17 protein-coding genes are annotated in these 21,625 nt (G+C 67.5%); 10 read left to right on the top strand and 7 right to left on the bottom strand.

Annotation, left to right across the window (positions count from 1 at the left end):
* Window positions 1-202 precede the first annotated feature (202 nt).
* Entirely contained in the window at window positions 203-1,855 is a 1,653-nt protein-coding gene (locus IMZ29_RS16985) for an isovaleryl-CoA dehydrogenase (RefSeq protein WP_216186302.1), read from the bottom strand.
* A 517-nt stretch (window positions 1,856-2,372) separates the two neighbouring features.
* On the opposite strand from IMZ29_RS16985, the gene IMZ29_RS16980 reads away from it, so the two are divergent.
* The gene (locus IMZ29_RS16980) at window positions 2,373-3,395 is read left to right on the top strand and encodes a TerC family protein (protein WP_216186300.1); all 1,023 of its coding nucleotides are present in this window, start codon (window positions 2,373-2,375) and stop codon (window positions 3,393-3,395) included.
* 199 nt (window positions 3,396-3,594) lie between these two features.
* On the top strand, window positions 3,595-4,224 hold the full coding sequence (locus tag IMZ29_RS16975; RefSeq protein WP_371820327.1) for a GNAT family N-acetyltransferase: 630 nt from the start codon (window positions 3,595-3,597) through the stop codon (window positions 4,222-4,224).
* A 34-nt stretch (window positions 4,225-4,258) separates the two neighbouring features.
* On the opposite strand, the gene IMZ29_RS16970 is transcribed toward IMZ29_RS16975, so the two are convergent.
* Window positions 4,259-5,149, bottom strand: coding sequence for a LysR family transcriptional regulator (locus IMZ29_RS16970; RefSeq protein ID WP_216186298.1), 891 nt, complete (start codon window positions 5,147-5,149; stop codon window positions 4,259-4,261).
* A gap of 86 nt (window positions 5,150-5,235) precedes the next feature.
* Here IMZ29_RS16970 and IMZ29_RS16965 point away from each other — a divergent pair, with 86 nt between their 5' ends.
* From IMZ29_RS16965 to IMZ29_RS16930, 8 genes are all read left to right on the top strand, one after another.
* Entirely contained in the window at window positions 5,236-5,559 is a 324-nt protein-coding gene (locus IMZ29_RS16965; protein ID WP_216186296.1) for a hypothetical protein, read from the top strand.
* Window positions 5,559-6,536, top strand: coding sequence for an alpha/beta hydrolase (locus IMZ29_RS16960; RefSeq protein ID WP_216186294.1), 978 nt, complete (start codon window positions 5,559-5,561; stop codon window positions 6,534-6,536). Before IMZ29_RS16965 ends, IMZ29_RS16960 begins: the two co-directional genes overlap by 1 nt.
* A gap of 15 nt (window positions 6,537-6,551) precedes the next feature.
* Window positions 6,552-7,517: a Bug family tripartite tricarboxylate transporter substrate binding protein gene (locus tag IMZ29_RS16955; RefSeq protein WP_216186292.1), complete on the top strand. Its 966-nt coding sequence runs from the start codon at window positions 6,552-6,554 to the stop codon at window positions 7,515-7,517.
* 159 nt (window positions 7,518-7,676) lie between these two features.
* Complete coding sequence (locus IMZ29_RS16950) at window positions 7,677-8,546, top strand: AAA family ATPase (RefSeq protein WP_216186290.1); 870 nt, start codon at window positions 7,677-7,679, stop codon at window positions 8,544-8,546.
* 6 nt (window positions 8,547-8,552) lie between these two features.
* Window positions 8,553-9,722 carry a vWA domain-containing protein gene (locus IMZ29_RS16945; RefSeq protein ID WP_216186288.1) on the top strand — a complete coding sequence of 390 codons (1,170 nt, stop codon included), beginning with the start codon at window positions 8,553-8,555 and terminating at the stop codon, window positions 9,720-9,722.
* Window positions 9,723-9,840: 118 nt separating this feature from the next.
* Complete coding sequence (locus tag IMZ29_RS16940) at window positions 9,841-12,639, top strand: M16 family metallopeptidase (protein ID WP_216186286.1); 2,799 nt, start codon at window positions 9,841-9,843, stop codon at window positions 12,637-12,639.
* Window positions 12,636-13,895 (top strand): hypothetical protein, encoded by a 1,260-nt coding sequence (locus tag IMZ29_RS16935; protein ID WP_216186284.1) that lies wholly within the window; start codon window positions 12,636-12,638, stop codon window positions 13,893-13,895. The genes IMZ29_RS16940 and IMZ29_RS16935 overlap by 4 nt, the downstream gene beginning before the upstream one ends.
* A gap of 244 nt (window positions 13,896-14,139) precedes the next feature.
* Window positions 14,140-14,823 (top strand): GNAT family N-acetyltransferase, encoded by a 684-nt coding sequence (locus tag IMZ29_RS16930; RefSeq protein ID WP_216186282.1) that lies wholly within the window; start codon window positions 14,140-14,142, stop codon window positions 14,821-14,823.
* A gap of 16 nt (window positions 14,824-14,839) precedes the next feature.
* Here the strand turns inward: IMZ29_RS16930 and IMZ29_RS16925 are convergent, their stop codons facing one another.
* The 5 genes from IMZ29_RS16925 to IMZ29_RS16905 all read right to left on the bottom strand — a co-directional run.
* A complete protein-coding gene (locus IMZ29_RS16925) occupies window positions 14,840-15,817 on the bottom strand; it encodes a formylglycine-generating enzyme family protein (RefSeq protein ID WP_216186281.1) in 978 nt (325 codons plus the stop codon).
* Window positions 15,818-16,043: 226 nt separating this feature from the next.
* Window positions 16,044-18,650 (bottom strand): ATP-dependent chaperone ClpB, encoded by a 2,607-nt coding sequence (gene clpB / locus IMZ29_RS16920; protein WP_216186279.1) that lies wholly within the window; start codon window positions 18,648-18,650, stop codon window positions 16,044-16,046.
* Window positions 18,651-18,786: 136 nt separating this feature from the next.
* Window positions 18,787-19,530: a DUF2968 domain-containing protein gene (locus IMZ29_RS16915; RefSeq protein WP_216186277.1), complete on the bottom strand. Its 744-nt coding sequence runs from the start codon at window positions 19,528-19,530 to the stop codon at window positions 18,787-18,789.
* A 64-nt stretch (window positions 19,531-19,594) separates the two neighbouring features.
* On the bottom strand, window positions 19,595-20,974 hold the full coding sequence (locus tag IMZ29_RS16910) for a sigma 54-interacting transcriptional regulator (RefSeq protein ID WP_216186275.1): 1,380 nt from the start codon (window positions 20,972-20,974) through the stop codon (window positions 19,595-19,597).
* Between the two features lie 3 nt (window positions 20,975-20,977).
* A partial coding sequence (locus IMZ29_RS16905) for a hypothetical protein (protein WP_216186273.1) occupies window positions 20,978-21,625 on the bottom strand: 648 nt, incomplete at its 5' end.

The following is a 21,625-nucleotide window of genomic DNA, read 5'->3' as shown; positions in this document are numbered from 1 at the left end:
GGGTAGGACTTCACCCTGCCCTTCGCCCACAGCCCGCGAACCTTAGCGCGGCATCCATAGACGCCACGAAAGCCCATCGAGCAAGGGAAAAGCCCTCGATTATTGCGCGTTTTCCCAAAACACGTCAAGAGATCCTGCGCTGCCGTGCAAGCCCAGGCGCGCAACGTGTGCACGTGCACGCGTTGCGGGCCCGGCTGAGGCGTCACGCCGGCCAGGCGCGATCGATGATGGGAGCGAGCGCGATGTGCCCCGGCAACGTGCCGAAGACGCGCCCGGATTCCGCATCGAACCGGCTCGCCACGAAGGCTTCGAGCAGATCCGGCGGCGAATGCCGGCGCAGCAGATCGGCCTGCACCAGCAACACGAGACGCTGCGCGATGCGCCGGCCCTCGCGCTCGATGACGTCGGGCGGACCGGAAAGCGCCGTATGCACCGCCCCCAGGGCCGAGCGCAGCACAGGCTGTGTGGCACTCACCGGGGCGAGATCGCCCAGGAGCGCCGTGAGCGCCTGCGGCTCGCGCGCCATCGCGCGCAACACATCCAGCGCCATCACGTTGCCCGACCCTTCCCAGATGGAATTCACCGGCGCTTCGCGCAGCAAGCGGGCAAGCGGCATGTCTTCGACATAGCCGTTGCCCCCGCACACCTCCATCGCCTCGCCCGCGAGCTCGACGGCGCGTTTGCACACCCAGAGCTTGGCCGCGGGCGTCACGATGCGCCGATAGGCGCGCTGCACGGGATCATCAGGCTCTGCGAACGCCTGGGTGAGGCGCAGCATCAGGAGGGTGGCCGCTTCGCTCTCGAGCGCCATGTCGGCCAGCACGTTCTGCATGAGCGGTTGCGTCACGAGCGTGCGGCCAAAGGCACTGCGATGCCGGGCGTAATGGATCGCCTGCACCAGTGCCTGGCGCATGAGCCCGGTCGATCCCATGACGCAATTGAGGCGCGTGTGCGTGGCCATCTCGAGGATGGTGGGAATGCCGCGGCCTTCCTCGCCCACGAGCACACCCCAGGCATTCTCGAACTCCACCTCGCTGCTGGCGTTGGAGCGATTGCCAAGCTTGTCCTTCAGCCGCTGGATGCGCACCGCGTTGCGCGTGCCGTCCGGGCGCCAGCGCGGGACGAAGAAGCACGACATCCCGGCAGGCGTGCACGCGACGACCAGATGCGCATCGCTCTGCGGCGCGGAGAAGAACCACTTGTGCCCCACCAACCGGTAGGCCTCGCCCGGGCCCTCGCCACGCAGCGGCGAGGCCGAGGTCTCGTTGCTGCGCACGTCCGAGCCGCCCTGCTTTTCCGTCATGCCCATGCCGATGAGCAGTGAGCGGCGCTCAGGTATGGGCACGTCGCGCGTGTCGTAGGTCCGTGACAACAGCCCCGCTTGCAAGGTCTCGAACAGCGCCGGTTGCTGGCGCAGCACGGGAATGGATGCGAAGGTCATCGAGGCGGGGCACAGGGAGCCGGCCTCGATCTGTCCGTGCATCGAAAAGCCTGCCGCATACGCGGCCCACGCACCAGGCTCCGGATCAGCAAAGGGCTGAGCGATCAGCCCCTGCTCGCGCAGCAGGGACGACACCGTATGCCAGGCAGGATGAAATCGCACGTCGTCGATGCGGTTGCCGACGCCGTCGTAGCGTTCGAGCACCGGCGAATGGCGATTGGCGTCTGCCGCGGCGCGCAGGGTCTGCGCCTGGCCCAGCCGCCCGCCATAGGCCAGCAGGTCGGCCTCCCGCGCGTCGGCATGCGCGCCGGCGGCACGGCGCACCCCCTCGCGCAGCACGGTGTCGTGCGCATAGACGTTGTAGTCAGTCAACGCCGGGACGACGTTGGTGACGGCATGCGTTTCCCAGGTCATGACACCTCCTCGTTGCAACGACGCCAGCCGAGGGCACGACCGGCGTTCACCGAGTATAGGGATAGCCTGTAGGGTCGTGCACGGCGTCGACAGCAAATGTGCAAAGGTCGGGAACCTTTTCGACAACGCGACGGTCCATGCCCCGCGTGCGTTCAAAGCCGAAAGGCTCGAAGGGCCGCTGGCAGGGGAATCGAGACTTCCCCGCCTCGGGCCCGGGAATTGCTGAGCTCGCGCCGCGCATCACTGCCGACGCCGGATGGCGCCACTCACGAGGTGGCAGCAAACCGGAGTCTGTCGTGAAGCGAGCTGGCCCGTGTCGGCGGGTCCGCAAGGCAAGGCGACGAGCCCTGCCGTGCGGAGCAGCCAACACCCACGGGGAGTAGCCGGGGCATTTTTGCTCCCGCAGCGCCGTCAGTACGGAAACCGGCCGGGTTCCCGGTGTTGTGGACCGCAGCAGCGGGTGGCGAGACCGTCAGGCGATCTCGTTCCAACCCTTGACTGACTGATGGACAACACTATGATCTCTACCGGCACTCCGTTGCTGTGGTCGCTCTTCGCGGCCTTCGTCGTCATTGCCCTGCTGCTCGATTTCTTTGCCATGAATCGGCAGGGCGCCCACAAGGTATCACTCAAGGAAGCCGGCATCTGGTCGCTCGTCTGGGTGGCCACCAGCTTCGTCTTCGTGGGCTTTCTCTGGTGGTGGCTGGGCGGCATGAGCGATGACCCCGCGGCCCGCGCGCTCGCCAACGACAAATCCTTCGAGTTCATCACGGGCTACCTCATCGAGAAGGCGCTCGCGGTCGACAACATCTTTGTCTTCCTGATGATCTTCACGTTCTTTGCCGTGCCGCCGGAATTCCAGAAGCGCGTGCTGATGTTGGGGATCCTGGGCGCACTGGTGCTGCGCGCCATCCTGATTCTGATCGGTGCCTGGCTCATCGCCCAGTTCCACTGGATCCTGTATGTCTTCGGTGCCTTCTTGATCTTCACCGGTGCCAAGATGTGGTTCGCCGCAGATGCCGAGCCGGATCTGGAGAACAACAAAGCGATCAACTGGCTGCGCCGCAAGATGAACATCTCGCCCAACTACGACGGCGAGCGCTTCTTCACCCGCATCGACGGCAAGAAGGTCGCGACCCCGATGCTGCTGGTCATCATCCTGATCGGCATCATCGACGTGGTGTTCGCGGTGGATTCGATCCCGGCCATCTTCGCGATCACGACGGACCCGTTCATCGTGCTGACGTCCAACGTCTTCGCGATCCTGGGCCTGCGCGCAATGTACTTCCTGCTGGCGGGCCTGCAGGACCGCTTCCACCTGCTGCCCTACGGCCTCGCGCTGGTGCTGGTGCTGATCGGTACGAAGATGCTGCTCATCGACATCTATCACATCCCAGTGCAGTGGTCGCTCCTCGGGACCGCACTGATCCTCGGTGCCACCATGATCCTGTCCCTCAAAATCCCGCCTAAGGCGGGTGCTCACACGGGCGCGGGCGCCTACCCGTTCGGCGCCAAGTCGGACAAGGGCGACAGCCACTAAGGCTGTCCTCGCTGGCGGCGCACCCCTGCATGGGTGTGCGCCGCCCGCTCCCGATGCGCGGCCAAGGCCGGCGACGCGTTCCTCCGGGAACGTCTCGTCGGCCTTCTTGCTGTCAGCGCCGGGCAAGTCGCGCCTCTGACGATGGCGCGTGCGAACGGTATAGTCGTCTACCGCCAGATACGCTGCCCGCCGAGATCCCATGCCAACGCTCGACCGCCCCACCGCCCTGCCCCGACTCGACCCCATCACCCTGGAAGGCCATGGGGCGCGCCTGGCGCCGCTCGCGCCCGAGCATGCGCCCGCCCTGGAGCGCTGTGCTGCCGATGGTGAACTCTGGCAGTTGCGGGTGACCAGCGTGCCCGGGCCTGGAAAGGCCGCCGAGTACATCGACCGCGCCCTGGTCGGCGCCGCCGAAGGCCACATGCTGCCCTTCGTGGTGATCGACACCCTGCACGGCGACGCCGTCGTGGGCACGACCCGGTATCACGACATCCTGCCGGCCGTGCGCCGCGTGGAGATCGGCTACACCTGGTATGCCCGATCCGCCCAGCGCAGCCACGTCAACACGGCGGCCAAGCTGCTGTTGCTCACGCACGCCTTCGACACGCTCGGGTGCCGCTGCGTGGGCTGGCGCACGGACAACTTCAACTATGCCTCGCAACGCGCCATCGAACGCCTGGGTGCCCGGCGTGACGGCGTGCTGCGCAACCACGCCACGCGACCGGACGGCACGGTGCGCGACACCGTGATGTACAGCCTGCTGGCCGGCGAGTGGCCCGGCGTGCGCGATCAGCTCACGTGGCGCCTGGCCCAGGCCGAGGCGCAGTGACACCCAGGCCGCGGCCTCGCGCCACCGACACGCCCTAGCCCGCGGCCTCCCGCGCGATCGCCTCCCATAGCCGTGCGGCCGGGAAGCTCAGCGCCGTGTCGTTGCGCCGCACGAGGCACAGACGGCGGGCGATGCGCGGCGCCTCCAGCGGAATCGCCACGAGATTGCGACTTGCCTGCAGCGCAAGACTGGGCAACACGCCGATCCAGGATCCCTGCTGCAGAAAGCCGATCATCGAGGACAGGTGCTCCACTTCGTCGTGCCAGGGCACGCCGATGCCATGCTGGGCAAGCACGGCATCGATCTGCAGGCGGTTCGCACTGGTGCGGCGCAGGCCCAACACGCGGTGGGCGCGCAGCTCCGCCCATGTCATCTGCGGCAAGTCTGCCAGCGGGTGATCCGGCGTGCAGGCGAGCACATAGGGATCATCGCGCACGCACACGGCGTGCAAAGCCGGGTCATCTTCGCCCATCACGGTGACACCGAAGGTCACCTCGCGCAGGCGCACGGCATCCAGCACCCGCACGCCCGTATCGTCCCGCAGATCCACCCGCAGATCCGGGAACGCTTCGCGAAACCGTGCCAGCACGCGCGGAAAACCGGCATAGGCGAAGGTGGTCACGCAGCCAACCGCGAGGCAACCGCCCTCGCCGCGCGCCTCCCGTGCCGTTTCCTCGAGGCACGCGGATAGCCCTGCCAGGCCAGGCGCCAGCCGCGCGTACAGATTGCGTCCGAGTGGCGTCGGTGTCACCACTCGCGTCGTGCGCTCCAGCAGCCGGCCGCCGAGTGCCTCCTCGAGCCGGCCAATCCGGCGGCTCAGCGCCGAGGGGGACAAGGCGAGCACATCGGCGGCCTTCGTGAAGCTACCGGACGCCATCACCTCACAGAAGGCCTTGAGCTCGGCCACGTCGGAATTGATGCGCATGATTCAACAATAATCGCAGAGAATGCACTGGACGTCATAATGCCATGGACGGATGATGCAGGCCTTGTCTACCTCGAGGTGCCGGCATGCCTGTGATCAACGTCTTCGTCCCCGCCGAGCGGGTCCCGGCGCCCCGCCAGGGCGAGTTCGGGCCCGCGGTCATCCAGGCCTGTGTGGACTGGCTCGGTGCCGACCCCGTCAAGGTGCAATGCAACGTCACGCCGAGCCAGGTGGTGACAGGCGCCCCAAGCTACGTCGAAGTGCTGTACCGCGCCGCCGAGTCGCGTGACGCGACGGCCATGGCGGGCTTCATGCAGGCGCTGGACACTGCCGTGCAGACCACCTTCGGCTGCTCGCCGCGCATTCGCTGCATGGCGATCGAGCCCGCCACCCTGTGGGCGCGTCACTGATGCCCGCGTCCTCTCCGCTCGCGCTGCGCGCCATCGACAGCTTTCACATCGGCGGCCGTCGCCACCGCGTCACCGGGCTGCCCGTGCCGCTGCGCCGACTCGCCCAGAATGGCGCACCGCGCCCGGTCGACCCCAATGGCGACCACATGGTGGGCCAGATGTACGTGCAGGCCTACCGGCTCGCCGCACCGCGCCACGCCCTGCCCGTCGTCCTCTGGCATGGCGGCGGCATGACCGGCGCCAACTGGGAGACCACCCCGGACGGACGCCCGGGCTGGCTCTGGCGCCTGCTCGAGGATGGCTTCGACGTCTACGTGTGCGATGCCCCCGAGCGCGGCCGCTCGTCCTGGGCCATGTTCCCCGCCATCTATCCCGAGCCGCCCATTTTCCGCACGCTCGATGAAGCCTGGGACATGTTCCGGCTCGGCCCCGCCGACGGCTACGACAGCGAGCCCACGCAGCGTCGCGCCTTCGCAGGCCAGCAGTTCCCGCTCGAGAGCTTCGATACCTTTGCCATGCAGTGGGTGCCCCGCTGGGCCGGCCATGAGGTCATGACGAGCGACGCCTACGACGCGCTGCTTGCGCACGTCGGCCCCTGCATCCTGATGGCGCACAGCCAGGGCGGCGGTTTCGCCCTGCGCGCGGCGCAGCGCCACGCCGACACGATCCGCGCGGTCGTTGCCGTGGAGCCCTCGGGCTGCCCCGACGCACCGGCGCACCCTGGCCCGCCACATCTGACCGTCTGGGGCGACAACATCGAGGCCCACCCCGTCTGGCGAGCCTATCGCGCCAATGTGGACAGCTACCTGGCCGAACTGCGCACGCACGGCGGCATGGCCGACATCCTGGATCTGCCGGCCAGCGGCGTGCGCGGCAACACGCACTTTCTCATGATGGACCGCAACGGCGACGACGTGCTCGCCCGCATTCTCACCTGGCTGGACGCGACGCTCGCCGCGCCGGCCGCTTCACAGTAAAAACGGAGACACCCCATGCAAGCCCCCCTGCGCCGCGCGGCCACCGCCCTGTGCCTGTCCCTCGGACTGGCCGGCACGGCCCTGGCCGTCGACTATCCCACGCGGCCCATCAACATCATCGTGCCCTTCGGTCCGGGCAGCGGTGTGGATGCGACCGCCCGCGTCATCGGTGAGGCGCTCGGCCGCGAACTCGGCCAGGCGCTGGTCATCGAGAACAAGGCCGGCGCCCAGGGTGCGATCGCCGCGCAGGCGGCTGCACGCGCACCGGCCGACGGCTACAGCCTCTTCTTCACGACGCAGACCACGCAGGCCGCGAATCCTGCGCTCATGAAGCACCTGACCTACGACCCCATCAAGGATTTCGCTCCCATCGCCCGCGTGGCCTACACGCCAGCGCTGCTCGTGGCCAACAACGCCCTGCCCGTGAAGTCCGTGAAGGAACTGATCGATCTCGCCAAGCAGAAGCCCGGCAAGATCTCGTACGCGTCCGGCAGCGCGGGCACGCTGGTGCCGGGTGCCATGCTCGCGCATGCGGGCGGCGTGGACATGCTGCACATCCCCTACAAGAGCATCCCGCAAGGGCTGTCCGACGTCATGGGCGGCCACGTGGACGTGATGTTCACCGACATCGTGACGGGTCTGCAGCAGGTGCGCGCAGGCTCCGTACGGGCGCTGGGCATCAGTTCGCAGACACCCTGGCGTACCCTGCCCGACGTGCCGCCGATTGCTGCCACCTTCCCCGGTTTCGAGTTGCTTGCCTGGTACGCGCTCTACGCGCCCACGGGCACCCCGGAGGACGTGATCGCCCGCATCAATGCGGCGATGCAGAAGGTCAGCGTGGACCCGCAGGTGCGTGAGCGCCTGGACGGTCTGGGCCTGGAAGTGGCCTTCAGCACCCCGCAGGAACTCGACGCCTTCGGCCGCAGCGAACTGGCCAAGTGGCGCCAGGTCATCGAAGCCGCCGGCATCCAGCCCGAATAGCGCCACGGCGTCACGCCCCCCCGAGCCCGCAGCGATGCGGGCTTTTTTGTCAGCCAGACCTGCCCCGAAGGCAGCGAGGGGGGGTGGCACGCGGGCGCGCTTTGTTGTGGAGTATCCTTAGTGAGATCCCTTCAAAACACTGCCAGAACGAACCGAGACATGACGAGCCCCTCCGCCGCACCGCGCTTTTCCGGTACCGACCGCTACGTTGCCACCGACGACCTGAACCTGGCCGTGAATGCGGCGTTGACGCTGGAGCGGCCGCTCCTCATCAAGGGCGAGCCCGGCACGGGCAAGACCATGCTGGCCGAGGAAGTGGCAGCCGCGCTGGGGCGCCCGCTGCTGCAGTGGCACATCAAGTCCACGACGAAGGCCCATCAGGGCCTCTATGAATACGATGCGGTGTCCCGCCTGCGCGATTCGCAGCTGGGCGACGAGAAGGTGCGCGACATCGCGAACTACATCGTCAAGGGCGTGCTCTGGCAGGCCTTCGAGGCGAAGGAACCGGTCGTCCTCCTGATCGACGAGATCGACAAGGCCGACATCGAGTTCCCGAACGATCTCTTGCGCGAGCTCGACCGCATGGAATTCCATGTGTACGAGACGCGCCAGACGATCCGCGCCACGCAGCGCCCGCTCGTCATCATCACGTCCAACAACGAGAAGGATCTGCCAGACGCCTTCCTGCGCCGCTGCTTCTTCCACTACATCAAGTTCCCGGATCGCGACACGCTGCAGAACATCGTGTCCGTGCACTACCCGAATCTCAAGGGTGATCTGGTGTCCGCCGCCCTCGACGCCTTCCTGCGCATGCGCGAGGTGCCCGGCCTGAAGAAGAAGCCGTCCACCTCCGAACTGCTGGACTGGCTCAAGCTGCTCTTGGCCGAAGACATCCCGGCCGAGGTGCTGCGCAACACGGACAGCAACGCGGCCATCCCGCCGCTGCACGGCGCGCTCCTGAAGAACGAGCAGGACGTGCACCTCTTCGAGCGCCTCCTCTTCATGACGCGCAGCTCCCGTCGCGGGTGATCGCCCATGCTCATCGACTTCTTCAACCACGTGCGCGCGCATCAGGTACCTGTCTCGGTGCGCGAGTACCTGACGCTGCTCGAAGCCATGCAGCGCCAGGTGATCCCGCCCTCCGTCGATGATTTCTACCACCTCGCGCGGCTCATCCTGGTCAAGAACGAGGCCCACTTCGATCGCTTCGACCGGGCGTTTGCGAGCTATTACAAGAACGTCGAGACCGTCCTGCCCCCGGGCAAGGAGATTCCGCTCGACTGGCTCCTGAAGAATTTCGAGGCCAATCTCACCCCGGAGCAGAAGGCCGAGATCGAAAAGCTCGGCTGGGACAAGCTCATGGAGGAATTCAAGAAGCGGCTCGCCGAGCAGACGGAACGCCATGCCGGGGGCAACAAGTGGATCGGCACGGGCGGCACGTCGCCCTTTGGCAACAGCGGCTATCACCCGGAAGGCATCCGCGTGGGCGGCGCGGGCGGCAACCGCAGCGCGGTGAAGGTGTGGGACGAGCGCCAGTTCAAGGATTACGACGACACGCTGGAGCTCGGCACGCGCAACATCAAGGTGGCCTTGCGCCGCCTGCGCCGCTTCGCCCGTGAAGGCGCCGAGCTCGAGCTCGACCTGGACGACACCATCACGCACACGGCGCGCAACGCCGGGCATCTGGACATCCGCATGGTGCCCGAGCGGCACAACGCCGTGAAGGTGCTGATGCTGCTCGATGCGGGCGGCAGCATGGACGACCACATCAGCCGCGTCGAGGAACTCTTCTCGGCCTCGCGCAGCGAGTTCAAGAATCTCGAGGTGTACTACTTCCACAATTGCGTCTACGACTTCCTCTGGAAGAGCAATCGGCGACGCCAGACGGAGAAGTTCACCACCGCCGAGGTGCTGCGCAAGTACAACCCGGATTGGCGCCTCATCTTCGTGGGCGACGCCACGATGAGCCCTTACGAGATCACGCAGCCGGGCGGCTCTGTGGAATACCACAACGCCGAGCCCGGCGCGGTGTGGCTGCAGCGCCTGGTCACGACCTTTCCGCATTTCACCTGGCTCAACCCCGAGCCCGAAGGGCTATGGCAGTACCGGCAGTCCATCGCCATGATCCGCGAGATCCTGCAGAACCGGATGTACCCCGTCACCGTGGCCGGCATCGAGCAGGCCATGCGGCAGCTCTCCAAGTAGGCAGGACAGGCGCGCCCCGCGCGGCGCGCCTGGATGCTCTCACCCGCCGGCAGTACCCGCCCAGGTAGCGTGCGATACACTGGGCCGGTTTTCGTCGCCAGTCTTCCGTGCCCACCTCATGCTGAATCTGCGCCGATTTTTCCCCGCCGCCGCCGCCACCGTCTTCAGCGCGCTGGCGTTCGTGTCCCAGTCGATCCAGGCGCGCGAAGCGCCCACGGCCGATCCCGCCCCCGCCAGTACCGCCACCCAGCGACTGCCCTCAGGCGTCAAGTCGGTCACGTCCGTTGAAGGGGTGCAGGAGTACGTGCTCGCCAACGGCCTGCGCGTGCTGCTGGTCCCGGATCAGTCCAAGCCCACCACCACCGTCAACATGACGTATCTCGTGGGCTCGCGCCACGAAAGCTACGGCGAGACGGGCATGGCGCACCTGCTCGAGCACATGCTCTTCAAGGGCACGCTCACCACCCGCAATGCGCTGGGCGAGTTCTCGCGCCGCGGTCTGCGGGCGAACGGCTCGACCTCGCAGGACCGCACCAACTACTTCGCGAGCTTCGCCGCCAATCCTGACACCCTGCAGTGGTATCTGGGCTGGCAGGCCGACGCGATGATCAATTCCACGATCCTGCGCAGCGATCTCGACACCGAGATGACGGTGGTGCGCAACGAGATGGAAAGCGGCGAGAACAACCCGTTCCGCATCCTGCTGCAGAAGATGCTGGCTGCCGCCTACCAATGGCACAACTACGGCAAGAGCACGATCGGCGCGCGTTCGGACGTGGAGAACGTGGACATCGAGCAGCTGCGCGCCTTCTACCGCCGCTACTACCAGCCGGACAACGCCGTGCTGATCGTGGCCGGCCAGTTCGATCCGCAGACGACGCTCACCGGCATCGCCCGCGACTTTGGCCGCATTCCTCGCCCCGAGCGCGTGCTGCCGCCCCTCTACACCGTCGAGCCCGTGCAGGATGGCGAGCGCACCGTCACGCTGCGCCGCACGGGCGGCACGCCGCTCGTGGCCGCGCTCTATCACGTGCCCCAGGCGGCCAGCCCCGAATCCGTGGCGGCCGAAGCCCTGACCGTGGTGATGGGCGACACGCCCTCGGGCAGGCTCTATCACAACCTCGTCTCCGAGGGTAAGGCGAGCAGCATCTTCGCCTTCTCGCTGGATCAGCACGATCCGGGCACGGTCATGTTCGGCGCCCAGCTCGAAGCCGCGATGGATCAATCCGAAGCGCTCTGGGCACTGATCGACACGGTGGAGACCACCGTGCAGACGCCGGTGACCCAGGAAGAGCTCGATCGCGCGCGGGCCAAGCTCCTGATCGACTGGGAGCAGACCTACAGCGATCCGCAGCGCGTGGGCGTGGCGCTCTCCGAGGCCATCGCCGCGGGCGACTGGCGCCTCTTCTTCCTGCGCCGCGACCGCATCCGCGACCTGAAGCTGCCTGAGGTGCAGCGCGTGGCCGAGCAGTGGCTGGTGCGCAGCAACCGCACCGAAGGCCGCTACATTCCGACCGAGCAGCCCCAGCGCGCCCCCGCCTCGACGCCGGTGGATTTGCAGGCCGTCTTCAAGGACTACAAGGGCGATCCGGACTTCCAGCAGGTCGAGGCCTTCGACCCCACGCCTGCCAACATCGACGCCCGCACGGATCTGCGCACCCTCGAACTGTCCAACGGGCAGATCTCGCTCGCGCTGCTGCCCAAGGCCACGCGCGGCGCCCGCGTGCAGGCGCGGCTGCAGCTGGCATTCGGTGACGTGGAATCGTTGAAGGGCCAGCGTCTGGTGGCCGATACCGTGGCCGAGCTGCTCGATCGCGGCACGCCCGAGCTCAGCCGTCAGCAGATCCAGGACCGCTTCGATCAGCTGAACGCCGAAGTGGGCTTCGATGGCAGCGGCACCAACGTGGGCGTGGCGATCACGACCACGCGCGAGAACCTGCCCGAGGTCGTGTCGCTCGTGCTGCAGATCCTGCGCAACGCCAATTTCCCGGAAGAGCAGGTCACGGAATACCGCCGGAACCTGCTGACCGGCCTGCGCGCGGCCATGACCGACCCGACCCAGATCGCCGCCCGCACGCTGGCGCGCCACGACAACCCGTGGCCCAAGGACGACGTGCGCTACGTGCCCTCGTTCGACGAATCGCTGAAGGACGTCGAGAGCATCCAGCGCGATCCGCTCGTGGCGTTCCATGGCTGGTTCTACGGCGCCGGTCGCATCCACTTCACGGCAGTGGGCGATTTCGATGCCGACGCCGTGCAGAAGGCGCTGGTGGCGGGCGTCGAGGGCTGGCAGCAGGCCCCCGCCTGGCAGCGCATTCCGTCGCCCTATCGCGACGTCAAACCCGCGCGCTTCGTGAACGAGACGCCGGACAAAGCCAATGCCTTCTACATCGCCCGCCTGCCGCTGCCGCTGCAGGATGACGATCCGGACTTCGTCGCGCTCTACCTGGCCAATTCGCTGCTCGGCCAATCCGAGACCTCGCGCCTGTGGACGCGCATCCGCGAGAAGGAAGGTCTCTCCTACGACGTGCGCAGCATGCTCACCGCCTCGTCGTTCGAGAAATCCGGCGACTGGACGATGTATGCCATCTATGCGCCCGAGAACCGCGAACGTCTGGAGACGGCGCTGCGCGAAGAGCTCGCCCGTGTCGTGAAGGAGGGTTTCACCGAGGAAGAAGTGCGTGAGGGCGTCGATGCCCTCCTCAATCAGCGCCGGCTCACCCGCGCGCAGGATGGCGCACTCGCCAACGCCTGGCTGGGATATCTCGACACGGGCCGCACCTTCGCGTGGTCGGCCAAGATCGACGAGCAGCTCGCCGCGCTGACGACGGACCAGGTCAATGCGATCGTACGCAAGTACCTGAAGCCGGACCAGTTCACCGCCTCGCTCGCGGGCGACTTCGCGAAGAAACGATGATGACTCCTGCCCGCCTTGCTGCGCCCCGCGCCGTGCGCCCGCTTCGCCGGGCGTTGATCCCGACTATGCTGGCCCTCGGCATGGTGGGCCTGTTCGCAGCGCCCGCCCAGGCCGAGGACGGTCAGGGCTTCACGCTGCATGAGGCGCTGGCCTACATGCCGGCGAGCATGCTCGACAGCCCCACCCCGCCCTTTGCCGTCTTCGTGAACGTGCAGGCGGCGCTGGCGCTCGGCCGTGCGTCGGGCCAGACCAAGGCACTCACGACCCGCATGCGGGCTGGACTGCCCCTGCGCGCCGTGGCTGCCCTGGAGGCCGGGGATGCCGCGCGCTGGCAGCAGGCCACCGGCCTGCCGCCCAACGCGGTGCAATATCTCGCCGGCTTTGGCAAGCCGGCCACGATGACCACGATCTGGGGTCTGGGCTCGTCGGATCGCGTCGAGCAATTCATGCAGCATCTGCCCGCGCGTGGCTTCGAGCCCATTGCGGCGAGCGGCCTGTCGCGGGCCGTGGCCAACGGCCAGCCGCTGGTGCTGGACCTGAGCCGGCGCGAAGCCGCCAATCCGTGGCTCGGCGCTCGCGGGCAGACCTCGATCGCTGCGCCCCTGCCCACGGCCGTGGTGCAGACCGGTGCGCCGCAGGCCGCGGCCACGCTGCAGCAGATCGCGCCCGAGCGCAGCCTGGCTGAGCACGAGGCCATCCGACCGGCGCTCGAAGCGCTGCAATCGGCCGTGCAGGACGGGGCGCAGATCGTTCAGGCCGTGGTGGTGGCCCCGCCCGCCGCGGCACCACTGACACCGGCGGCACGCGCGGCCCTGCGCGGACACGCGCCGGCACCCGTGAGCGAGGTTCAAGTGCCGGCCTATACCGGCGCCATCGTGGCGGACGTGCAGACCAACGGCCAGCCTGCCGTCGGGATCGCGCTCACCTACGATGATTGCGTTGCCGCCACCGCAGCCGGCGACACGCTGGCCCGGGCCTGGCAAGCCGCCGATCCGGCAGGCAGCGCGCCACGTGCCGACGGCCAGCCGCAAGCGCAGGCCACGACCACCGTGCAAGTCACCACCCATCCGAGCAGCGCCGGTGCCTGCGCGGTGCTGGCCCGCCTGGGATCGGCCACGCAGGATGGCGTGACCAACCCGGTCTTCGATGGTTTGCTGGCGCGTCTGCAAGAGCAGGATCTGCCGCTGCTGCGCATCGGCACTGGCCCCAACCAGAGCACCGGCGTGGCGGCGATCGCCCCCTCCACGGCTCGCTGACATGCAGCTGAGCGCATCCCGACGGCCGGCCACGCTGCGCCTGTCCTACGCCCGGCTCGGCATCGTCGCCGCCCGGTGATTCCCCGCCAGCCTGGGGGTGACAGGCTGGCGAGGGGACGCGGATTCAGGCGCACGGCCTGATCCACACCACCCATCCCACGCACACCCGCCCCGTTCGCGCGCCGTTGCCCGGCCGCTCGCGCCGGTGCCGTGCCGCCGGCGCCGATCTGTGTCTGGTGTCGTCATGTCCTTCTGTCTGCCCGCCTGCCAACGGCCGGGTCTATTCTCTCCCGTCCAGGATCTGCGCGTCGATGTCAGCCGCCCCCCGGATCACGTCCGCGGGGAGCTGCGCGAGCTCGCACAACGCGTGCTGCCGGCCGCGCTCGAACCGGTGAAACTCGGCGGCCCCGACCTGCCACCCACGCTCACGGTGCAGGCGCGCCATGCGGGCGGCGACGTCTATATGTACGTCTACACGCGGGACACACAGCGCCTCGTCGGATACGTGGCGTTCCAGCAGATCCCGGAGGCTGGCCGGCGTGCCCGAAAGCACGTGCGCTCCCCGCACGCACTCTTCCATCCGGCGTATCAGCGGCAAGGACTGGGCACGGCCCTCTACGGCGCGATACTGGCGCGAGGTTATGGACTCGTGAGCGGCGCCCGCCAATCCCCCGGTGCGCATGCGCTCTGGCAGGCGTTGGGGCGGCGTCACACACTGGCGTACGTCCAGGTGGGTGGCCGGCAATGGCGCCACCTGGGACAGGTGGTGGATGGCGACACGTTCGATGACCTGCAGACCCGGCTCTTGCTCCTGCCTGCGGGCTTGGACGTCGACGATTTCGCCCAGGCCAGCGGACTGCTGCCCACGGATGCCTGTTCACAGCGGCCCCCGACACGGCCGCCGGCCGCGTGGCGCCTGCATCGGTGAGCGGCAGGCGGCGCGCCTACCCCCCATCTGCCGCGCAGCGGATGCCAATCTGCCGATGACCTTGCGACGGTTCGTTCGAGAAGCCATTGCGATGGGAGGCCGTCAGGGTCCCGGGTCGGTTGTCCCACTGGTAGTCGCCGCCCCGCGTGACGCGCTCGCCGGGCGTGTCGGGGTCCTCGCGACCATCGGTGGCGTCGTACGGGTACGGCCGCTTCAGGCTCGATGTCCACTCGGCAAGCGAGCCCGACATATCCAGGATGCCGAAGAGCGAGGCCCCGGCCGGCAGGGATCCGACCGCTGCCGTGGCCTCAGGATCCCGATTGACGTAGGCACGTGTGGCGTCGGGCGGGGCATCGCCCCAGGGGTAGCGGCGGCCGTCCGGCCCACGCGCCGCAGCCTCCCACTCAGCCTCGGTGGGCAGACGCGCACCGCGCCAGGCGCAGTACGCCCGGGCACCGGCCCAGGTGGTCTCTGCCACGGGATGGTCGGCAAAGCCGGCCGTCGGGACGAAGCGTGTGCCATCGTGCCCTATCCGGGCGTTCTCGTCGTTCAGCGCGATGATGGGGTACTGCACGTGCGTGCCGTACGGGCCTTCGCGCAGCAACTCGGCATCGGCTCCCGCCCCTGCGGCCAGCGTGCCGGCAGCGAACGGCCCCCTCACCTGCAACCCCAGACCGTTCAGATACTCGGCGAATGCGCCATTGGTGACCTCGGTGCGATCGATGCGAAAGGCGGCCAGCCGCACGGTATGCGCCGGCTGCTGATCCGCCGCCGCATCGTCTCGCCCGATCGGATAGTCCCCTGCGGGCACGGCGATCATGCCAGCCTGGGCCGCGTGCGAGATCGACGTCTGCGCGGCCGTGGGTGCCGGCGCTGTCCACTCGGCAAAGCGCGGTGGGGTCTGCGCGGCATGGACAGCGGCACCGGCGGATGCGGACACGACCATCCACAGGAACGGCCATCGGGATGTGCGCTTCGGACGGATCTTGGGCATGCGCGAGACTCCCAGCAGGACGGCGCGGCCACAGCGACCACGCGCGGTCTGTGTACGAGCCACGGACGAGGCGGAATGTTCCTGAGATCCTGCTTTTCCGGCAGCCGACGCCCCCAACTCGGGCCGCGAGCAATCTCCCCGTTGAAGCAGCGCCGGCGCAGCGCACGCAAAAAAGCCGGCCCCGAAGGGCCGGCCTGTCACCGCGAGGGCGTCGCGCCCCCGAGCGTTACTGCAAGGTGCGCGTGAAGACGAAGTCGTCGTCCCGGTAGTCCACCGGAATCACGTCCTTCGGCCCAAACTTGCCCTGGAGGATGAGCTTGGCGACCGGATTCTCGATCTCCTGCTGGATCGCCCGCTTCAACGGACGCGCCCCGAACACCGGATCGAAGCCCACCCGGGCGATCTGGGCCAGTGCCGTCTCGGACACGTCAAGCTGCATGTCCATCTGCGCCAGACGCGAGGCCAGGCGCTTCAGCTGGATGCCGGCGATGGACTCGATGTGCTTGCTGTCCAGCGCATGGAACACCACCACCTCGTCGATCCGGTTGAGGAACTCGGGCCGGAAATGCTGGCGAAGGTCGTCCCACACCACGGCCTTGATCGCGTCGTACGGCTCGCCCACCATGGCCTGGATGTGCTGCGAGCCCAGGTTGGAGGTCATGACGATGACCGTGTTGCGGAAATCCACGGTGCGCCCTTGCCCGTCCGTCAGGCGGCCGTCGTCCAGCACCTGCAGGAGCACGTTGAAGACGTCGGGGTGCGCCTTCTCCACCTCATCCAGCAGCACCACGCTGTAGGGCTTGCGGCGCACGGCTTCGGTCAGGTAGCCGCCCTCCTCGTAGCCCACATACCCCGGGGGCGCCCCGATCAGGCGGGCCACCGAGTGCTTCTCCATGAATTCGCTCATGTCGATGCGAATGAGGTGCTCGTCCGAGTCGAAGAGGAAATCCGCCAGGGCGCGCGTGAGCTCGGTCTTGCCGACGCCCGTGGGCCCGAGGAACAGGAACGAGCCGTACGGTCGCGACGGATCCGCCAGCCCGGCACGCGAGCGGCGAATGGCATCGGCCACCAGCGTCACGGCCTCGTCCTGGCCGATCACGCGCTGGTGCAGACGATCCTCCATCTGGAGCAGCTTGGCGCGTTCGCCCTGCATCATCTTGGAGACCGGGATGCCTGTGGCTCGCGACACCACCTCGGCGATCTCCTCGGCGCCCACTTGCGTGCGCAGCAGGCGGGCACGTTGGGGCTCGGTCTCGGCCTTGGCCGCGTCTTCGGCCTGCGTCTCCGCAGACTTCAGGCGGGCCTCGAGCTGCGGCAGCTTGCCGTACTGGAGCTCGGCGAGCTTGTCGAACTGTCCACGACGCTGGAGCTCGGCCATCTCGGCACGCACCTGCTCGATCTCTTCCTTGATCGACTGAGTGCCCTGCACGGCGGCCTTCTCAGCCTTCCAGATTTCCTCGTAGTCGTTGTACTCGCGTTGCAGCTGTTCCAGTTCCGTCTCCAGCGCCTGCAGGCGGCGCTTGGAGCCCTCGTCGGTCTCCTTCTTGATCGCCTCGCGCTCGATCTTCAACTGGATGATGCGGCGCTCGAGCCGATCCATGACTTCCGGCTTGGAATCGATCTCCATGCGGATGCGGGCGGCCGCCTCGTCGATGAGGTCGATGGCCTTGTCCGGCAGGAAGCGGTCGGTGATGTAGCGGTGCGAGAGTTCGGCCGCCGCGACGATGGCCGGGTCCGTGATGTCCACGCCGTGGTGCAGCTCATAGCGCTCCTGCAGGCCGCGCAGGATCGCGATGGTGGCCTCCACCGTGGGCTCGTCCACCAGCACCTTTTGGAACCGGCGCTCGAGCGCGGCATCCTTCTCGATGTACTTGCGATACTCGTCGAGCGTGGTGGCGCCCACGCAGTGCAGCTCGCCCCGGGCGAGCGCGGGCTTGAGCATATTGCCCGCGTCCATCGCACCTTCGGCCTTGCCCGCGCCCACCATCGTGTGCAGCTCGTCGATGAAGACGATGGTGTTGCCCTCGTCCAGCGCGATCTCCTTGAGCACGGACTTCAGGCGCTCCTCGAACTCGCCGCGGAACTTCGCCCCTGCAAGGAGCGCCGCCATGTCCAGCGAGAGCACGCGCTTGCCCTTCAGGGTCTCGGGCACTTCGCCATTGACGATGCGCTGGGCCAGGCCCTCGATGATGGCCGTCTTGCCCACGCCCGGCTCGCCGATGAGCACGGGGTTGTTCTTGGTGCGGCGTTGCAGGATCTGGATCGTGCGGCGGATTTCGTCGTCGCGGCCGATGACCGGATCGAGCTTGCCCTCGCGGGCGCGCTCGGTGAGGTCCAGGGTGTACTTCTTCAGGGCCTCGCGATTGGCCTCGCCTTCGGGGGAATCGACGGCGTTGCTGCCGCGCACGGCGTCCACGGCGGCTTCCAGCGCCTTCTTCTGCAGCCCGGATTCACGCAGCAGACGGCCAGCCTCGCCCTTGTCATCGGCCAGCGCCAGCAGGAAGAGTTCGGTGGGAATGTAGGTGTCGCCACGCTTGCCGGCTTCCTTGTCGGTGCGCAGCAGCACGGCCTGCAGATCGCGGCTCGCCTGGACGTTGCCGTCGCCGCCCTGCACCTGGGGCAGGCGTTGCAGGGCCTGCTGCAAGGCGGGCTGGAGCCGGTTGACGGCCACGCCGGCGCGAGACAGCAGGCTGGCCGTGCCGCTCTCGGCGTCGCCCAGCAGGGCGAGCAGCACGTGCAGCGGCTCGATGTAGGAATGATCGTTACGCGCAGCGAGGCTCTGGGCATCTGCCAGGGCCTGCTGGAACTTGGTAGTGAGCTTGTCGAAGCGCATGGGGTCCCTCACGAAGTGTTACCGCCACGGCCCCGGCAGTCAGCATTCCGCGTGCCGGGAGGCGGGGAATGCAGAACAGATAGGGATGGCGCTTCGTGTTTCAAGACCCCGACATGCGTAGGGGCTTGATCGCAGATCAGTTGCGACGGGTGCGCTGCTCGGGCAACGGAGCAATGGACGCTTCCAGGATGCTCGACTGCTGCTTTTCCAGCGCGTCGATCGAGCGCTGCAAGGCTTGCAGGCGCTCACGTGCAGCCTGCTCCTGAGCCGCCAGGGTGCGGGCCTGCTCACGCGCCTGCTCCTGGGCCACCACCACCTGACGCTCGCGCTCGCGCTGGTACGCCAGATTGTTGCGCAGGGAAGCGAGCTCTTCGGACTGCGTGGCGATGCGCGATTCCGTGAACGTGCGTTCGGCGTCGAGGCGGATGCGGTCGATGTCCACGCGCGCGAGCGACTCTGTCTGCTCGGCAAAACCCCGGTAGAGCTTCTCGGCCTGGGCGTAATCCATCGTCTTGATGGCGCGCCAGAACTGCCGCTGCTGAAAGAGCGCCACGTAGTACGTGAGATCGTCGGCCTTGAAAAGCAGGCTCGCACCGTATTGACCGTTGTAGGTGGTGCGCAGCTCGCGCACGGCGCGTTGCTCGACGAGTTGGCGCAGTTCGGCCAGCAACGTGTTGCCCGCAGGCTCCAGCGGTACGGCCTGCGGCGGATTGATGGCCGCCTGGGGCGACTCAGCCTGCAGCCCTGCCTGGACCGGCGTGCTCGCCACTACGGGTCGCACGGCTTGCGACGACTGGGCCCCCGCGTGACCCGCTGCGACCACGAGGGCCAGACCCGCCACCATCCGCCCTGCGGCGAGCTTTCCGTACGTCGCGCTCATGTCCTTGCCTTCTCCATGCTGGGGCCGCCGGGTATGCCAGGGCCGTTCATCATCTGTTACGAGTTTAAAAGAAAACGCCGGTATCCGTGTTGCGCTCTTCATCAGCGTCCGTGGATTCGATCCGCAGCTTGCGCATCTTCTCCCAGAGCACTTTGCGGCTGATGCCCAGATGCGCCGCCGTATCCTGCCGACGCCACTGATTGGCCTGCAGCGCCGCCATGACGCGCTCGCGCTCCTGCGTGTCGCGCTCGCTCAGAGCGGGGGGCGCATCCGCCGACGGGCCGCCGTCCAGACGCGAGAGCACCCGCAACACGCGCGTCTCGTCCCAGCCGTCGAACTGGCGCCGCACGATCGCCAGACGCTCGGCCACATTGCGCAGTTCGCGCACGTTGCCCGGATAGCGCGCGGCCCCGACCCGCTGCAGCAACCAGCCCGGAACGTCCTCCGCGGCCGCCCCGGCAAGCTCGCCCAGCAGCGCCCGAAAGATCGCCACCTTGTCCGCAGCACCGCGGTCCTCCAGATTCGGCACGGTGAGCTCGACCACGGCCAGGCGGTAATAGAGATCGGCGCGGAAGGTGCCCGCATCCACGAGCGAGCGCAGATCCCGGTTGGTGGCGGCCACCAGGCGGAAATCCACCCGCACCTCCGCTGTCGAGCCCAGGCGGGTCACGGTGCTCTGCTCGAGCACGCGCAGCAGCTTGACCTGCTGGTACGGCGGGAGATCCCCGATCTCGTCCAGGAAGAGCGTGCCGCCGTTCGCCTGCTCGAAGTAGCCCTTGTGCAGGCCCGCAGCGCCCGTGAAGGCGCCCTTGGCGTGTCCGAAGAAGTGCGATTCGAAGAGCCCTTCCGGAATCGCACCGCAGTTCACCGCCACGAACGGGCCCCGTCCGTAGAGCGCGTTGCCGTCGTGCAGCAGCCGGGCTACGCGCTCCTTACCCACGCCCGTCTCACCGTAGACCATCACGCTCGCCTGGCAATCGGCGAAGGCCGTGGCCTCGCGCAGCAGCTCGCGCATGCAATCGGATTCGGCGATGAAGGGCGTGGCCTTGGCCCGCCGCCGCTCATCCGCCTCCACCGCACCCGCCACCCGGCTCAGCAAGGCGCGCAGCTCCGCCCCTGAGAAGTCGGGCGGCAAAATGTTGGTATATTCCGGTGGGAAGTAGCCAGCCGCCGTCTCGCGCGCGTGCGCAGCCACCCAGATCAGCGGTAGCCCGCGCCCCGTCAGCCACTCGTGCGCATGCGGTCGGCCATGCTGACCATTGACCGCCGTCACCGAGACCACCGCCACCGCCGAGCGCGACACCGCCGTGGCCGGCGCTTCGGTCAGGCCGTCCGCCCGCACCACCACGGCCTCCGTCCCGGCCAGCAGGCTCTCCACCCGCTGCGCAATCGCGCTGCTGGCCTCCCAGACGTAGATATCGAGGGAATCGAGAGGATGGGTCATGGGTCAGTAGACGAGACGGGCGTTGTGGCGACAGCCGATGGAGGACAAATGAATGTCAGCGCTGTTCAAGGTGATGCCGAGGGTCTTGAGGAGAACGTCATTGACTAGCAAGTCGGTGACGCCACGAAGCAGAGGCCCGAGGACAGGTTGGACTGCTGCCACGGCAGGACCTATGACGAGCCATTCCAACAGTCCACCCTTCGTTGGCAACAGACTTGTGATTCCACTGACTAGTGCAACCGTTGTGTGCTCAAGCTCGACTTTGCCTTCGAAGCGCGCTGTTTCCCCGGCTTGAACCCATTCGGGGCCTTTAGCTTCAGACTGACTGATCGGCAGATGAAGCTTTCCTCTTAGGAGTGGAATGGCTAGCAAGCTGACCAAAGTTTCGTCCTTTAGATCGGTCGCGCAGGAACTTGCCGTGGAAAATCCGCCAGATGGCGACTCGAGCTTTCCGACGCAGAGTCGCGCTGTCGAGGTCACGACATTGAATCTCGCCTTGACGGGCGCGTCGCAAGATAGCGCCTCCAGACGTGCGCGGGCAGTCGTGACATCTAGGTGTACTGGTAGATCAATTTGGGCTTGCCCCATCCCGCCGGACAGGTTGTTTAACCTAACAAGCCGCCGCCTCGAACTGGATGGGGCTGACGTATC

Origin of the sequence: Verticiella alkaliphila, assembly GCF_018904615.1 — a bacterium.
Classification (GTDB): Bacteria; Pseudomonadota; Gammaproteobacteria; order Burkholderiales; family Burkholderiaceae_B; genus Verticiella; species Verticiella alkaliphila.
Note: the sequence above shows the minus strand (reverse complement) of the source record. Positions and strands in the feature narration are given on the sequence as shown.

What these genes read in the sequence shown, in the direction of transcription:
- IMZ29_RS16985 (WP_216186302.1), bottom strand. Translation starts at nt 1,855, where the DNA reads ATGACCTGGGAAACGCATGCCGTCACCAACGTCGTCCCGGCGTTGACT.
- IMZ29_RS16980 (WP_216186300.1), top strand. Translation starts at nt 2,373, where the DNA reads ATGATCTCTACCGGCACTCCGTTGCTGTGGTCGCTCTTCGCGGCCTTC.
- IMZ29_RS16975 (WP_371820327.1), top strand. Translation starts at nt 3,595, where the DNA reads ATGCCAACGCTCGACCGCCCCACCGCCCTGCCCCGACTCGACCCCATC.
- IMZ29_RS16970 (WP_216186298.1), bottom strand. Translation starts at nt 5,149, where the DNA reads ATGCGCATCAATTCCGACGTGGCCGAGCTCAAGGCCTTCTGTGAGGTG.
- IMZ29_RS16965 (WP_216186296.1), top strand. Translation starts at nt 5,236, where the DNA reads ATGCCTGTGATCAACGTCTTCGTCCCCGCCGAGCGGGTCCCGGCGCCC.
- IMZ29_RS16960 (WP_216186294.1), top strand. Translation starts at nt 5,559, where the DNA reads ATGCCCGCGTCCTCTCCGCTCGCGCTGCGCGCCATCGACAGCTTTCAC.
- IMZ29_RS16955 (WP_216186292.1), top strand. Translation starts at nt 6,552, where the DNA reads ATGCAAGCCCCCCTGCGCCGCGCGGCCACCGCCCTGTGCCTGTCCCTC.
- IMZ29_RS16950 (WP_216186290.1), top strand. Translation starts at nt 7,677, where the DNA reads ATGACGAGCCCCTCCGCCGCACCGCGCTTTTCCGGTACCGACCGCTAC.
- IMZ29_RS16945 (WP_216186288.1), top strand. Translation starts at nt 8,553, where the DNA reads ATGCTCATCGACTTCTTCAACCACGTGCGCGCGCATCAGGTACCTGTC.
- IMZ29_RS16940 (WP_216186286.1), top strand. Translation starts at nt 9,841, where the DNA reads ATGCTGAATCTGCGCCGATTTTTCCCCGCCGCCGCCGCCACCGTCTTC.
- IMZ29_RS16935 (WP_216186284.1), top strand. Translation starts at nt 12,636, where the DNA reads ATGATGACTCCTGCCCGCCTTGCTGCGCCCCGCGCCGTGCGCCCGCTT.
- IMZ29_RS16930 (WP_216186282.1), top strand. Translation starts at nt 14,140, where the DNA reads ATGTCCTTCTGTCTGCCCGCCTGCCAACGGCCGGGTCTATTCTCTCCC.
- IMZ29_RS16925 (WP_216186281.1), bottom strand. Translation starts at nt 15,817, where the DNA reads ATGCCCAAGATCCGTCCGAAGCGCACATCCCGATGGCCGTTCCTGTGG.
- clpB (WP_216186279.1), bottom strand. Translation starts at nt 18,650, where the DNA reads ATGCGCTTCGACAAGCTCACTACCAAGTTCCAGCAGGCCCTGGCAGAT.
- IMZ29_RS16915 (WP_216186277.1), bottom strand. Translation starts at nt 19,530, where the DNA reads ATGAGCGCGACGTACGGAAAGCTCGCCGCAGGGCGGATGGTGGCGGGT.
- IMZ29_RS16910 (WP_216186275.1), bottom strand. Translation starts at nt 20,974, where the DNA reads ATGACCCATCCTCTCGATTCCCTCGATATCTACGTCTGGGAGGCCAGC.